This window comes from Rhizobium sp. BK377, assembly GCF_014193935.1.
Lineage (GTDB): Bacteria > Pseudomonadota > Alphaproteobacteria > Rhizobiales > Rhizobiaceae > Rhizobium.
This window is the reverse complement of the sequence record NZ_JACIAC010000010.1, coordinates 1-15,361: the sequence shown is the minus strand read 5'-3', so window position 1 is coordinate 15,361 and position 15,361 is coordinate 1. Positions and strand designations below refer to the sequence as shown.

Here is a 15,361-nt window from a genome sequence, read left to right as displayed (position 1 = left end):
CATGCCCAAGACCACGAACAAGCCGCTGCGTTACCGCCAGATCCATCTCGATTTCCATACGTCGGAACATATTCCGGGCATCGGCGCCGATTTCGATCCGGATGTCTTCGTCTCGACACTGAAAGCAGCCCATGTCGATTCCATCACCATCTTCGCCAAGTGCCATCACGGCTGGTCCTATTATCCGACCAAGGTCGGCAAGCCGCATCCGCGACTTGCCCGCCCGGACCTTCTCGGTGACATGGTGAAGGCGCTTGCCGCAGCGGATATCGAAAGCCCGATCTATATCTCTGTTCAGTGGGACGAGCTGACGGCACGCGAACATCCTGAATGGCGCGCCATGAGCGCATCGAACCGCTATCATCACGACCGGCCGGCCGACCCCTCCGCCGGCAAGCAACTCAGCCCTGCCTGGCACACGCTCTGCCTCAATCATGCGGGTCTAAGACACTACATCCTCGAACAGGCACGCGAGGTCGCGCAGAACTATCCGACGCAGGGCCTCTTCTTCGATATCATCCTGACGCCGGATTGCGTCTGCCCAGCCTGCGTCGAACGCATGCTGTGCGAAGGTCTCGACCCTGAAAACCCGGCCGACCGCCTGAAGAACGACGAAGCCGTCAACGAGCAGTTTCGCCGCGAGACGAGTGAAGCGCTGTTTGCGGAATTCCCTGGCCTGCGCGTCTTCTACAATTGCGGCCACATCCATAAGCAGGGGCCGGAACGCTTTTCGACCTATTCGCATCTCGAACTCGAAAGCCTGCCGACGGGCGGTTGGGGATACGACCACTTTCCCTCAAGCGCCCGTTATGCGGCAACGCTTGGCATGGACTTTCTCGCCCATACCGGCAAGTTCCATACGTCCTGGGGCGAATTCGGCGGCTTCAAACATCCGGATGCACTGGAATACGAATGTGCCCAGATGATCGCGCTCGGCTCCAAATGCCTGGTCGGCGACCAGCTTCATCCGAACGGAGCGATCAACCCTGACACCTATGCGTCGATCGCGCCGGCCTATCGTCGTGTTGAAAAGCTCGAGCCTTTCCTCGAAGGCGCCAAGCAGATTTCCGAAATCGCCATACTCTCGGCGGAACACATGAACCCGAAGGGCGCACGCAACCATCCAAGCGATGATGGCGCCGCCCAGGTGCTGCAGGAGCTGAAACGGCCTTTCGACGTCATCGATAAGTCTGGCCGTTTCGAGCAATACCGGCTGCTGATCCTGCCGGATGAAATCCCTGTCGATGCCGCGCTCGCCGCACGGCTCAAATCCTATCTCGCGGGCGGCGGCAGGATCATTGCCTCCTGGCGTTCGGGTCTTGATGAAAACGGACGATTTGCTGTCGACTTCGGTATCGAAAGGGGAGCCGCGCCCATCGCTTTCAAGCCGAGCTATGTGAAAGCCGGAAAGGATCTCGATCCGTCCATGCCGGAAACGGCCTTTGTCTTCTACGATGATGCCGAAACCGTCCGTTCGGTCGGTGCGACGGTGCTGGCCGGCATATATCCCTCCTATTTCAACCGCTCCTACAAGCATTTCTGCTCACATCAGCATGCGCCCGACGACCCGGATGCCGATATGCTGGGCGCAGCAGTCACCGAACACGAGGGTGTGGCCTACATCGCTTATCCGATCTTCCGGCTCTACCGGGCGATGGGCCAGCCGCTCTACAAATATCTGGTTCGCGGCCTTCTTGATCGACTTGTCCCCAATCCGGCCATGGTCACCGATTTACCGTCTTCCGGGCGGGCGACACTGACGCGCCAGATCGAGCATGACCGCCATATCCTGCATCTGCTCTACGGTCCGCCGCAGATCCGCGGCAAGGATGTGCGCGGCGACGACGGTTCGACCCGGGTCATGGAGATGATCGAGGACATTCCGGCGATTGGCCCGGTCAATGCCACTGTGCGCCTGCCGACAAAACCGAAGCGCGTTTTTGACGCGATGACAGGAGAGGATCTTGCCTGGAATGCGGGTGACGATGGCGCCATCAACATCACGGTGCCGCGCCTGCGCATCCACAGCGCCGTGGTCTTCGAAGGCGCATAATGCAGATTGAAGTAGGGGAGCCGTCGGACTTTGCTCTTGCCGCCCGCGATACTGGTGGGCGGCGGAGCGCTGGGCTATACGACGGGAAGGCGCTTGGCCTGGCGCCATTTCCCATGGATGAATGCAGGAGCCCGCTCGAAATGCAACAAACGGACCAGACGGCCGGAAGGAAGCGCGGAGCCACGATCGTCGACGTTGCCAAGGTGGCGAACGTCGCAGTCGGCACTGTGTCGCGCTATCTTAACGGCCAAACGATCCGTCGCTCGAACCGCGAGCAGATCGAGCGGGCGATCCAGGATCTCGGCTACCGGCGCAATGCCGCAGCCGCCTCGATCCGCACCGATCTCACCCATATGATCGGCTTCCTGGTGCCGACCTTCGACGAGTTCCATGCCCGAATGCTGGAGCATCTTGCTCATTCCGTGCGTCAGACCGGAAGGGCGCTCTTGACCTACTGCCATGGCGGCGATCCGCGCGTGGTGGCCGAGGCACTGGATTTCTTTGCGGCGCAGCGCGTCGATGCGCTCGTCATGGACGGCACTGCGGAAGTCTATGATCGCGTCGACGACCTGATCCACCACGACATTCCGATCATCTTCTACAACAACGACGTCCGCGGGCTGGCGGCAGACCGGGTGATGGTGGAGAACCATCGCGCAAGCCACCGCATCGTCAGCCACCTCATCGATCTCGGCCACAGCCGCATCGGCATTCTGACAGGCGATCCACGCAATTCCTCGGGTATTGAACGGCTGGAGGGCTATGAGCAGGCGCTGCGCGACCGGGGCATTGCAATCGATCCAACACTCGCAGTGCGCGGCAACTGGCGCATGGACGGCGGTTATCAGGCGACCAAACGGCTGATGTCGCTCGAAAACCCACCGACCGCGATCTTCTCGGCCAATTACGGCATGGCGATCGGGGCGCTGAGCTGGCTGAAGGAAAACGGCAGGCATGTGCCCGAAGATATTTCGCTTGCGAGCTTCGACGATGTGGCGATCTTCCGCCTCTACGAAGCCGGCATTACGGCCGTCGCCCAGCCGGTCGCAAGCGTTGCCGAAACCATTACCGACATTCTCGTGGAACGTCTGACGGAGCCCTCCGGGGGAGCGACACGCAGCGTCGTCCTTGAATGCGACATCATCCTGCGAGGCTCGACGCGACGGATCACCTGACGCGCGCTGCCCACCAGGCGGTTAAAGGGAGGAAGCTTTGGCCAGCGTAGAATTGCACGATATCGACAAATCCTATGGAAGCTTTCAAGCCATCGAGGGCCTGAACCTGAGCGTCGACGACGGATCATTCACGGTCTTCGTCGGGCCTTCCGGCTGCGGAAAATCAACGCTTCTGCGCATGATCGCCGGCCTTGAGAAGATCACCGCCGGCGATCTCAAGATCGATGGGCGGCGCATGAACGAGGCCGACCCGATCGAGCGCGGCGTGGCTATGGTCTTCCAGAACTACGCGCTCTACCCGCATATGACAGTGGAGCAGAATATCGGCTTTTCACTGCGCATGGCCGGCATGGGCAAGGCCGACATCGACCGCAGCGTCGCTGCAGCGGCAGCCACGTTGCAGATCGAAGCGCTGCTGAAACGCAAACCTGCGCAGCTCTCGGGCGGCCAGCGCCAGCGCGTTGCTATCGGTCGGGCGATCGTGCGCAATCCGGCCGTCTTCCTGTTCGATGAGCCCCTGTCGAACCTCGATGCAGAACTCAGGGTCTCGATGCGCGTCGAGATCGCCAAGCTGCATCGTCGTATCGGCGCGACCATGATCTATGTCACCCACGACCAGACGGAGGCTATGACGCTCGCCGACAAGATCGTCGTCATGCGGGCAGGCAAGATCGAGCAAGCCGGCACGCCGGACGCGCTCTATGCCGATCCTGACAATCTTTTCGTCGCCGGCTTCATCGGCTCGCCGCGCATGAATTTCCTCGATGGCAGGTTCGGTGCGGATGGGGCAATCAAGCTCGATTGCGGGACGGCTTTTAGGGCCGGCATCGTCGGCACGGGCCGCGAGATGCCGGTCAAGGTCGGCATCCGGCCGGAGCATTTTGCGGGACGCGATGAGGGCGGCGGTTCAATCGACGTCAAGGTCGAGGTCGTGGAAAACCTCGGCGGAACCCGCTTCATCTATGGCACGCTCAACTCGGGCCAATCGGTGATCGTCGAGGACCGTTCGGAAAGAGTTTTGCGCCCCGGGGAAACGATAAGCGCAGGCTTTCCGGCCCGAAAAGCGCTGCTCTTCGGTGTCGAGGGCCTACGCATTCGTGACGCCCGGCCGGCAAACAGCATCCCGGCAGAATGAGCATGGCGGACAATCTTCTCTGGTATGACGCGCCGGCCCGGTCATGGACGGACGCGCTGCCGCTTGGCAACGGCCGGCTCGGCGCCATGGTGTTCGGCGACCCCGTTTCCGAAAGACTGCAGATCAACGAATCCACCTTCTGGGCCGGCGGTCCCTACCGGCCGGTCAACCCCGATGCCTATCGCCACCTGGAGAGGGTCCGGGAGCTGATCTTCGCCGGCCATTACGTGGAAGCAGAAGCGATGGCCGAGGAGCATCTGATGGCGCGGCCGATCAAGCAGATGTCCTACCAGCCTATCGGCAATCTCCATGTCGATTTGCTGCATTCGCAGAGCGTGACGAACTATCGCCGCACGCTCGATCTCGATACAGCGATCACCACGACCTCCTATATCGCCGATGGAACGACCTTCTTTCGCGAGGCGTTCATCTCTGCCATCGACGGCGTGCTTCTGTTTCGCCTTTCCGCAGATCGACCCCATTCCGTGAAGTGCCGGATATCGCTCGGCAGCCCCCAGCAAGGTCGGCTGATTGCGGGCAATGCCTCACAACTGACCTTTTGCGGCACCGGTAAGGCCGAATGGGGCATTGCCGCCGCCCTGCGCTTCGCTTTCGGCATTCGAGTGATCAATAACGGAGGAACACTAAGCTTCTCGGACGGCGTCATCTCGGGCGACGATGCAGACGAGCTTTTGATCCTGCTCGATGCCGCGACGAGTTTTCGCCGATACGATGATGTCTCGGGCGATCCGGATGGCACGATCGCCGCGCGGCTGTCAAAAGCCTCGGCTCGCAGTCCCGAACTCATGCGTCGGGATCATATGGCTGAACATCAGAGGCTGTTCCGCGCCTTTGCCATCGATCTGGGTTCCACGTCCGCAGCTAACGAGACCACGGATCGCCGCATTGCAGGTTTTGGTGGTCGGCATGATCCTGCCCTCGCCGCCCTTTACGTGCAGTTCGGTCGCTACCTGATGATCGCCTCGTCCCGCCCCGGCACGCAGCCTGCAAACCTCCAGGGCATCTGGAACGAGGAAACCGATCCGCCCTGGGGCAGCAAATATACAACCAACATCAATCTGCAGATGAATTACTGGCTGCCGGCCCCGGCCAATCTGCCCGAATGCATCGAACCGCTCGTCGAGATGGCGCAAGAGCTTTCCGAAACCGGTCGCGTGACGGCGCAGGTGCATTATCGTGCACGCGGCTGGGTCATGCACCACAATACCGATCTGTGGCGGGCGACCGGGCCGATCGATGGCGCCAAATGGGGCCTCTGGCCGACCGGCGGCGCATGGCTCATGGCGCAGTTGCTGGATATTGCCGATTATCTTGACGATGCCGATAGCCTGCGCCGGCGCCTTTTCCCGGTTGCCAAGGCGGCGGCAGAGTTTGTCTTCGATGTGCTGGTTCCCCTTCCCGACACCAAATATCTGGTGACCAACCCTTCGCTATCGCCGGAGAATGTCCACCCGCATGGCGCCTCGCTCTGCGCCGGACCCGCCATGGACAGTCAGATCATCCGGGATTTCCTTTCTCTGCTTCGCCCGCTCGCCGTCTCCATCGGCGGTGAAGACGGGCTTGTTGCCGAGATCGACCGCGTGCTGCCGCGCCTTCCGTCAGACAGGATCGGAGCGGCCGGCCACTTGCAGGAGTGGCTGGAGGACTGGGATCTGCAGGTGCCGGAAATCCATCATCGCCATGTCTCGCACCTCTATGGCCTCTATCCAAGCTGGCAGATCGACATGGATAATACGCCCAACCTTGCCGCAGCTGCCCGCCGCTCGCTGGAAATCCGCGGTGACGATGCGACGGGCTGGGGCATCGGCTGGCGCATCAATCTCTGGGCCAGGCTTCGCGACGGCGATCATGCACTCGACGTCGTCAAGCTGCTCATTAGCCCGGAGCGGACCTACACCAATCTCTTCGATGCTCATCCGCCCTTCCAGATCGACGGAAATTTCGGCGGTGCCGCCGGCATCCTCGAAATGCTAGTGCAATCACGTGCAGGCGAAATTCATCTGCTTCCAGCCCTGCCCAAGGCGTGGCCGCGCGGCTCGGTCCGCGGCTTGCGCCTGCGCGGCGGCATGCTTCTCGACCTCGATTGGGAGAATGGCAGGCCGATGAAGATAAGGCTCACAGCATCGCGCGACGTGAGCACCGTCCTTCGCTTCGGTGGGAGAAGACACAAAATCGAGCTCCCCGCTGGCGAAAGTTTCGGCGGCGACGGAGGGACAGTATTCGGATGACGGCTCCGACGGACTGACGCCGTGATGATGGCGTTCCAGGCAAGGCAGATTGTCCTGCTTAAGGCGAGATCGTCTTTATCCTGTCGTACGGCTGCAATTCGCCCGGAGCTGCTTGACAACACGAGAGTGCCTGTATTTTATTCAAGCCTGCGGATTAGGCAAAAGCTCCTCCGTATTTTACATGACTTCGATAGTCGCTGGGCAGTTTCGCCCCATGATGGCCCCGTCGCAGATGGATGCCCTCATGGGGTTTTTGGTTTTTGGCTTGCACATGACTGATGCATTGAAAATCGGCATTCTTTACTCTACCACAGGCCCCTACGGCTCGATGGGGCGCGACGCGCGCGCCGGCGCGGAATTTGCGATCGCCGAATTCGCCGCAGTAAGCGGCCGGCCCGTCGAGCCGGTCTTCTTCGACCCGCAGGCCGATCTTGCCGCCTATCTCGAAGGCGCGCGTCATTTGCTGCGTGCCGGGTGCCGTCACATCGTCGGCACCATCACCTCGGCCGCCCGCAAAGAGGTCATCCCGCTCATTGAAAAGCATGACGGGCTGCTCTGGTATATGTGCCCCTACGAAGGGTTCGAGGCGAACGAAAACGTCATTTATGTCGGCGGCTGCCCAAACCAGCATCTCCTGCCGCTCTTCGAGCACCTGATCCCGCGCTACGGCAACCGGCCCTATCTCGTCGGCGCCAACTATGTCTGGGGCTGGGAGATGAACCGGCTCGCCCGCGAACTGATCACCAATGCCGGTGGCGAAGTTCTTGGCGAGCGATATCTCCCGCTCGAGGAAACCGCAGTCGGGCGTATCGTCGCCGATATCGAGCAGCGCCGTCCGAGCTTCATCCTCAACAATCTGATCGGCCCCTCGAGCTATGCCTTCCACGAAGCGATTCGCCGACTTGCCGATCGCGACCCCGCCTTCCGGCCCGAAAACTGCCCGGTCGTCAGCTGCGATCTGATGGAATGTGAGCTTGACGATATCGCGCCGGGCGCAGCCGTCGGTCAGCTCTGTGCCGCTTCTTATTTTGACAGCGTCGCGACCTCCGAAAATGGCGACTTCAAACAGCGGATCCTCGCTCACTACGGCGCGCCGCGCCGCATTTCCAGCGTCTTTGCCAGCGCCTATACGGCTGTGCGTCTTTGCGTCGATGCGATCGTGGCGGCCGACGGCGACGAGCCGGCGAACGTGCGTCGGGAATTATACAGCAAGATCTGGGCGACACCCTTCGGTACGCTCAACATCGACCGCGAAACGAACCACGCCGCCCTGCCCTTTCATCTCGGTCGTATCAATACCCATAACGGCTTTGATGTGATCGCCTCGCGTCCGCCGCTCGCTGCCGATCCCTATTTGACCGGCCGCAACAAACCGGCTTCGCCGAGATTGCGGGTGGTCTCATGAGGGAAACGCCCAATTTCACCGGCTGGCATGCTGTCGTTCTCCACCGCGATGACGGCAATGCCGAAAGGCTGATCCGTCAGTTGCGTCTTCTCGGGCTGTCAGCAAGCCTGCAATGGGCGCCAATGTTGGCCGCAAACGCACCCGATCTCGTCATCGTCGATGCCGACCAGGGCTTTGACGATCTGCTGCCATGGAACGGTCTCGGCTCCATCCCGGCATGCCCCGTCGTCGCATTGCTCGGCTCGGAAGCGCCGGGCCGTATCGCCTGGGCGCTCGGTCAGGGCGCCGGTGCGATCATCGCCAAGCCAATCTCGGCCTCCGCTGTCTATCCGGCCCTCGTCATGGCCGTCTCCATTCATCGGGAGCGCAAAGGTGTCGCCGAGCGCCTGCAATATCTCGAAGAACGCATTCGCCTTCGCCCGCTCGTGCATGCCGCAATCGAGAAGCTGATGCAGGCGCATGGCGTCGACGAGGAACGCGCCTATTCGATCCTGCGCAATTGCGCGATGCGCCGCCGCCTGCCGATGGAACAGATCGCCGCCTTCATCCTTGGCGGCATAGAGCCACTGCCCGAGGCCGGCTGATGCGCGTGATCAAAGCCATGCTGCGGCGGCCGCCGGCCCTCTTCGGTCTTATCGTCGTAGTTGTCGTCATTGCGCTTGCGGTGACCGCTCCTTGGATCGCGCCATTCAACCCCGATGAGCAGATGTTCGACGGACTGTCGCTGGAAGGCGCGCCGCTACCGCCCGGCGGTCCCTATCTGCTCGGTACGGATACGCTGGGACGCGACCTCTTTTCGCGCATGCTGTTTGGCGCACGCACCTCGCTCGTCATCGGCCTTGTCGCCAACGGCATCGCGGTTGCAATCGGCCTTCTGATCGGCATTCTCGCCGGCTACGCGCGCGGTATCGTCGGCAATATCCTGATGCGCTTCACCGATCTGATGATGGCCTTTCCGGCATTGCTGCTGGCAATCGTGCTTGCCGCATTGCTGCGCCCGAGCCTTTGGATCGTCGCTATGGTGATCGCGCTCGTCAACTGGGTGCAAGTTGCCCGCATCGTCTATACGGAGACACGCGGCCTGGTGGAGCGCGACTTCATCATGGCCGAACGCTCGCTTGGTGCGGGCCATATACGGGTTCTCTTCCTGCATATCCTGCCGCATCTCGTGCCGACCGCAATCGTCTGGGGCACACTTGGCATCGCCACGACCGTGTTGCTGGAAGCGACTCTTTCGTTCCTCGGCATCGGCGTACAACCGCCGCAGCCCTCTTGGGGAAACATCATCTTCGAAAGCCAGAGCTACTTCCAGGCAGCCCCCTGGCTCGTCTTCTTCCCCGGCGCGTTCATCCTGCTGACGGCCCTGTCCTTCAATCTTGTCGGGGATGCGCTGCGCGACATTCTCGATCCGACCCAGCGCGGGAGAGGCTGATGGTCTTCCTCGTCCTTCGCCGGCTGGTACAGGCCGCGCTCATTCTTCTCGGCGTTGCCGCCATTACCTTCGTGCTGCTGTATGCGCTGCCGGCCGACCCGGCGCGTATGATTGCCGGCCGAAGCGCCACGGCGCAGACAGTCGCCAATATCCGCCACGAACTTGGCCTCGACGAGCCGCTGCTCGTCCAGTTCGCCACATATCTCTCCGACCTCGCGCACGGCAATCTCGGTCGCTCCTATGCACAGAAGACCGAGGTCTGGACGCTGATCGCCGCCCGCCTGCCCGCGACACTCGTCCTCATGCTATCAGGCATTCTGGTCGAACTGGTGCTTGGTCTGACGCTCGGCACGATCGCCGCCGTTCGCCGCGGCGGTTTCACTGACCGGCTTGTGATGACTGCCTCTTTCGTCGGGGTTTCGGCGCCGCAATTCGTCGTCGCTCTGCTGCTTCTTTATGTCTTTGCGGTAACGCTCGGATGGCTACCGATGAGCGGTTACGGCTCATTTGCCCATGTCGTACTGCCAGCCTCCACCCTCGGCGTCCTCGGCGCCGGCTGGTATGCCCGCATGGTTCGATCGGCAATGATCGATGTTCTCAATCAAGACTACGTCCGCACCGCCCGCGCCAAGGGCCTGTCCTCGCGCCGCATCATCTTCCGCCACGCCCTTCCCAATGCGATCCTACCGATCATTGCGATGATCGGTATCGACATCGGCCAGTTTATGGGTGGCGTGGTCGTCGTCGAGGCAGTCTATGGCTGGCCGGGCATCGGTCAGCTTGCCTGGCAGGCCATCCAGCAGGTCGACATACCGATCATCATGGGCGTCACGCTGACGTCGGCACTTGCCATCGTTATCGGCAATCTGCTCGCCGACCTTGTGGCGCCGCTCATCGATCCACGCATCCGCACACGTTGACAGCAACCAAGAAGGGGAACCCGCATGTTCAAACGCTGGCTTCGACACACGACCATGGCAACGATGGTGGCCCTCGCCCCCGCCGCCATGGCACAGGAAACGCCCAAGCAGGGCAGCGATATCGTCGTCACCTACAAGGACGACATCACCACGCTCGACCCGGCCATCGGTTACGACTGGGTCAACTGGTCGATGATCAAGAGCCTCTATTCGCGCCTGATGGATTACGAACCGGGCACGCCGAACCCGATTCCGTCGCTCGCCGAAAGCTTTGCGGTATCGCCCGATGGCCTGACTTATACGTTCAAGCTGCACAAGGGCGTGAAGTTCTCCAACGGCCGCGAAGTAGTCGCCTCCGACGTGAAATATTCGATCGAACGCGCCGTCAACCCGAAGACGCAAGGCCCGGGCGCCGGCTTCTTCGGCGCGATCAAGGGCTTCGAGGACGAGACCGGCGGCAAGACCGAGACGCTGTCGGGCATCGAGACGCCTGATGACAGCACCGTCATCTTCCACCTGTCGCGTCCCGACGCGACCTTCCTGCATGTGCTCGCCATCAACTTCGCTTCGGTCGTGCCGAAGGAAGCCGTCGAAGCCGCCGGTGGCGATTTCGGCAAGAACCCCGTCGGTTCAGGCACCTTTATCCTGAAGGACTGGACGATCGGCCAGCAGCTCGTCTTCGAGCGCAACAAGGATTATTTCGTCAAAGGTGTGCCCTATATCGACAGCTTCAAGGTCGAAGTGGGACAGGAGCCGCTGGTTGCACTGCTGCGCCTGCAGAAAGGTGAAGTCGATATTGCCGGCGACGGTATCCCGCCCGCAAAATTCCTCGAGATCAAGAACTCTGCCGATGGCGCACAGATGATCGTCGATGGCGAGCAGCTTCACACTGGCTACATCACGCTGAACACCAAGGTGAAGCCCTTCGATAACGTCAAAGTGCGCCAGGCCATCAACATGGCCATCAATAAGGACCGCATCGTCCGCATCCTCAATGGTCGCGCAACGCCTGCCAACCAACCGCTGCCACCGCTGATGCCGGGTTACGACAAGTCTTTCGTCGGCTATAGCTACGATGTCGCCAAGGCGAAGGCATTGCTTGCTGAAGCTGGCTTCCCCGCTGGCTTCGAGACCGTGCTTTACTCCACCAATACCGATCCGCAGCCGCGTATCGCCCAGGCGATCCAGCAGGATCTCGCAGCCGTTGGCGTCAAGGCTGAACTTCGCGCTCTCGCACAGGCAAACGTCATCTCGGCCGGCGGTACCGAAGGCGAAGCGCCGATGATCTGGTCGGGCGGCATGGCCTGGATTGCCGACTTCCCGGATCCGTCCAACTTCTACGGCCCGATCCTCGGTTGCGCCGGCGCAGTTCAGGGCGGCTGGAACTGGTCCTGGTATTGCAATGCCGATCTCGACAAGCGTGCGGTTGCCGCGGACTCCATGTCCGACCCGGCAAAGTCCGCAGAGCGTACCACTGCCTGGGGCAAAGTCTTCACCGACATCATGGCCGATGCGCCGTGGGTTCCCGTCATCAACGAGCGTCGCGTCGTTGCTAAGTCGCTGCGCATGGGCGGTGCTGACAATATCTATATCGATCCGACACGAGTCATCAATTACGACGCGATCTACGTGAAGCAATAAGCGCTAAGGAAACAATGCCTTCCCGGTCCAGCCGGGAAGGCTCCATAAAATCGAGGGAGACACCTTATGTGCATTGCCTGCACCCACACGATCCACCGGGCCCAGCATAACTTCGGCTGGAACAAGGATTTCGTACCCGCCGTCGTCGCCAAGCCGGGCGAAACGATCCATTTCGAATGCTTGGACTCCTCCGGCGGCCAGCTCGGCAGCGACGCAACGTTGGAGACGCTGAACAATCTGGACTTCGGCAAGATCAATCCGGTTTCAGGCCCGATCTATGTGGAGGGCGCCAAGCCCGGCGATGCACTGAAGATAACGTTGCGCAAGTTCATTCCCTCGGGCACCGGCTGGACGGCCAATATTCCGGGCTTCGGCCTGCTCGCCGACCAGTTCAAGGAACCGGCGCTGCATGTCTGGTCCTATGACGCCAACAGCATGACCCCGGCCCTCTATGGCCCCGGCGGCCGTGTGCCGCTGAAACCCTTTGCCGGCACGATCGGCGTTGCCCCGGCGGAACCCGGCACGCATTCCGTCGTGCCGCCGCGCCGTGTCGGCGGCAATGTGGATATCCGCGACCTGACTGCCGGTGTCACTCTCTACCTGCCCATCGAGGTCGAAGGCGCTCTCTTCTCCATCGGCGACACGCATGCTGCCCAAGGCGACGGCGAAGTCTGCGGCACAGCGATCGAGAGCCAGATGAATGTCGAGGCGACGATCGATCTCGTCAAGGATGCCCGCCTGCAGGCACCACGTTTCACGACGACCGAGCCGGTCACCCGCCATCTCGATGGCGCCGGTTATGAAGTCACGACCGGCATCGGTCCGGATCTGATGACCGGCGCACGCGAAAGCGTCATGCGCATGATCGATCTTCTGACTGCTGAACATGGCATGAGTGCCATCGATGCCTATCTGCTCTGCTCTGTCTGCGGCGATCTGCGCATCAGCGAAATCGTCGATCTGCCGAATTGGGTCGTCTCCTTCTACTTCCCGAGGATCGTATTCGCGTGATTGAAGCCATGCCCGCCGCGCCAATACTCAGCGTTCGCAATCTCAGTGTCGATGCGCGAACACCCGAGGGCCGCAAACCGGTTCTGAAAGATATCAGTTTCGATCTTGCAAGCGGCGAAACCCTCTGCCTGGCCGGGGAATCGGGCTCGGGTAAATCAGTGACCTCGCTGTCGATCATGGGCTTGCTGCCGAAGGCCTCGCTTCAAGTGGCCTCCGGCAGCATCATGCTCGGCGAACGCGATCTGCTGAAACTCTCCGACCGGGCCATGCGCGGCATGCGCGGCGGCGATATCGCCATGGTCTTCCAGGAGCCGATGACGTCGCTCAATCCGGTCATGTCCATCGGCGCGCAGCTGATGGAAGCAATTCGCGAGCATCAGGGCAGCGAGAATGCCGAGGCAATTGCTCTTCAAATGCTCGATGCCGTGCAAATCATCGATCCGGCCAAGCGCCTGAAGCAATATCCGCACGAGCTCTCGGGCGGCATGCGCCAGCGCGTGATGATCGCCATGGCGCTCTCCTGCCGTCCCAAGGTGCTGATCGCCGATGAGCCCACGACCGCGCTCGATGTGACGGTGCAGGCACAGATCCTCAAGCTGATGCGGGAGCTGAAGTCAGAATTCGGCACCTCGATCATCCTGATCACCCATGACATGGGGGTCGTCGCCGAGATGGCCGATCGCGTCATCATCATGCAGGATGGCAGCATCGTCGAGGAAGGTCCGGCCGTCACCATTTTCCGCGCCCCGCGCCAGAATTATACACAGCAGCTGCTCTCGGCCGTGCCGCGTCTCGGTGCTTTTACCGGCACGGACGGTCCACCGCGCATCACGTCACGCGGTGTCGAGACCCTACATCCGGATCGCGCACCAGTCCTGAATGTGCGTGGTCTCAATGTCACCTATGGTGGGGCTGCGAGCTTTCTCTTCAAGGGTAAGGCGCCGCCCGCGGCAGTCATCGACGTCTCCTTCGACATTCTGCCGGGCGAAACACTCGGCCTCGTCGGCGAAAGCGGTTCGGGAAAATCGACGACCGGCAAGGCCGTCCTCGGCCTCATTCCTTTCACGGGCGATGTGGTCATCAACGGCCGCAACATTGCAGGCCTCAGCCATCGAGAGATGCGGCCCGTACGCCGCACGGCGCAGATGATCTTTCAGGATCCCTATGCTTCGCTCGACCCTCGCATGTCGGTGGGCGCTGCGATTGCAGAACCGCTAGTCATCCACGGCATTGCCGCTAAATCCGAGCGCCAGGACAGGATCGCAGAGCTCCTGCGCCGCGTCGGGCTAACGCCGGATGCCGCTACGCGCTATCCACATGAATTCTCCGGCGGCCAACGCCAACGCATCTGCATCGCGCGTGCCCTTGCGCTTAAGCCGAAGCTGATCGTTGCCGATGAAAGCGTTGCGGCGCTCGACGTATCCGTCCGCGCCCGCGTGCTTGACCTGATGCTGGAACTGCAGGAAAGCATGGGGCTCTCCTACCTCTTCATCTCGCACGACATGGCGGTTGTCGAGCGCATGTCTCACAAGGTTGCCGTCATGCGTGGCGGCAGGATCGTCGAGACCGGCACCCGTCGCCAGATCTTCGAACACCCGGCGGACGATTATACGAAGGCACTGATGGCTGCCGTTCCGGTTCCCGATCCCGACGCGCGGCGCGCGCAGTTTTGAGATTCGGATCGCAGATATAGAAGCGCGCCCTCTGGAACCGCCTGCTCTTTCACGAGGCTTGCTCTCGGTCTCTGTCGAATCATCGCTTAAATCGAATCGCGGCGCGATCGAGTGCCGATCGTGCATGCCGTTATTCCCGTCGGCCAGCCGCATTTTCCGTCTGTAGCGCAGCTCGAATGCGCGAATACAAGCTCGCATCTGGATCGGTTTGCGATAAAGTTGGGTATTGAGGCGCAGACCCCGTGTCCATTTGCGCGCGGCCAACCCGGCTAAGTGGTGCTAAAATAGCAATATTTCGCCGTCCTGTTTTACCTCTTGTTAATACCCGCCTCAGGACTGTTGTACTTCTGTCACACACATCACGGTTTAGTTAGAATTCGCTATAAAATGAGAGCATTCGTTGTTGAGCCCTCCCCCCTTTCGGCTATTTTAGGCCCTACCGAATTGATCGGGTTTTATCAGAGGGGACGTTCTTTCGTGGAACGCACTCGAACTTAGGAGATTGGCTTTCCATGAACATTCGTATGATGTTGCTTGGTTCCGCAGCTGCCCTCATCGCTGCACCGGCATTCGCAGCAGACGCAATCGTCGCTGCCGAGCCGGAACCGGTTGAGTACGTTCGCGTCTGCGACGCTTACGGCACCGGCTACTTCTACATCCCGGGCAC

General features: G+C 61.1%; 12 protein-coding genes. All 12 read left to right on the top strand.

What is annotated here, in order from left to right; all coding sequences use genetic code 11:
- The first annotated feature begins 1 nt into the window (after position 1).
- Entirely contained in the window at positions 2–2,053 is a 2,052-nt protein-coding gene (locus FHT92_RS27545) for a beta-galactosidase trimerization domain-containing protein (protein ID WP_183831207.1), read from the top strand.
- A gap of 140 nt (positions 2,054–2,193) precedes the next feature.
- Positions 2,194–3,228 (top strand): LacI family DNA-binding transcriptional regulator, encoded by a 1,035-nt coding sequence (locus FHT92_RS27540; RefSeq protein ID WP_183831206.1) that lies wholly within the window; start codon positions 2,194–2,196, stop codon positions 3,226–3,228.
- Between the two features lie 37 nt (positions 3,229–3,265).
- On the top strand, positions 3,266–4,363 hold the full coding sequence (locus FHT92_RS27535) for an ABC transporter ATP-binding protein (RefSeq protein WP_183831204.1): 1,098 nt from the start codon (positions 3,266–3,268) through the stop codon (positions 4,361–4,363).
- A 2-nt stretch (positions 4,364–4,365) separates the two neighbouring features.
- Positions 4,366–6,612 carry a glycosyl hydrolase family 95 catalytic domain-containing protein gene (locus FHT92_RS27530; RefSeq protein ID WP_183831202.1) on the top strand — a complete coding sequence of 749 codons (2,247 nt, stop codon included), beginning with the start codon at positions 4,366–4,368 and terminating at the stop codon, positions 6,610–6,612.
- A 271-nt stretch (positions 6,613–6,883) separates the two neighbouring features.
- Complete coding sequence (locus tag FHT92_RS27525) at positions 6,884–8,017, top strand: transporter substrate-binding protein (RefSeq protein WP_183831313.1); 1,134 nt, start codon at positions 6,884–6,886, stop codon at positions 8,015–8,017.
- Positions 8,014–8,601, top strand: a complete 588-nt coding sequence (locus FHT92_RS27520) for an ANTAR domain-containing response regulator (RefSeq protein WP_183743379.1) — start codon at positions 8,014–8,016, stop codon at positions 8,599–8,601. The genes FHT92_RS27525 and FHT92_RS27520 overlap by 4 nt, the downstream gene beginning before the upstream one ends.
- A complete protein-coding gene (locus FHT92_RS27515; RefSeq protein ID WP_183831200.1) occupies positions 8,601–9,449 on the top strand; it encodes an ABC transporter permease in 849 nt (282 codons plus the stop codon). The genes FHT92_RS27520 and FHT92_RS27515 overlap by 1 nt, the downstream gene beginning before the upstream one ends.
- Positions 9,449–10,369: an ABC transporter permease gene (locus FHT92_RS27510; RefSeq protein ID WP_183831198.1), complete on the top strand. Its 921-nt coding sequence runs from the start codon at positions 9,449–9,451 to the stop codon at positions 10,367–10,369. Before FHT92_RS27515 ends, FHT92_RS27510 begins: the two co-directional genes overlap by 1 nt.
- A gap of 24 nt (positions 10,370–10,393) precedes the next feature.
- Positions 10,394–12,010, top strand: a complete 1,617-nt coding sequence (locus FHT92_RS27505; RefSeq protein ID WP_183831195.1) for an ABC transporter substrate-binding protein — start codon at positions 10,394–10,396, stop codon at positions 12,008–12,010.
- Positions 12,011–12,076: 66 nt separating this feature from the next.
- Entirely contained in the window at positions 12,077–13,021 is a 945-nt protein-coding gene (locus tag FHT92_RS27500) for an acetamidase/formamidase family protein (RefSeq protein WP_183831193.1), read from the top strand.
- Positions 13,018–14,694, top strand: a complete 1,677-nt coding sequence (locus tag FHT92_RS27495; protein WP_183831191.1) for an ABC transporter ATP-binding protein — start codon at positions 13,018–13,020, stop codon at positions 14,692–14,694. Before FHT92_RS27500 ends, FHT92_RS27495 begins: the two co-directional genes overlap by 4 nt.
- Positions 14,695–15,206: 512 nt before the next feature.
- Positions 15,207–15,361, top strand: a 155-nt coding sequence (locus FHT92_RS27490; protein WP_183831190.1) for a porin, incomplete at its 3' end; no start/stop codon positions are given.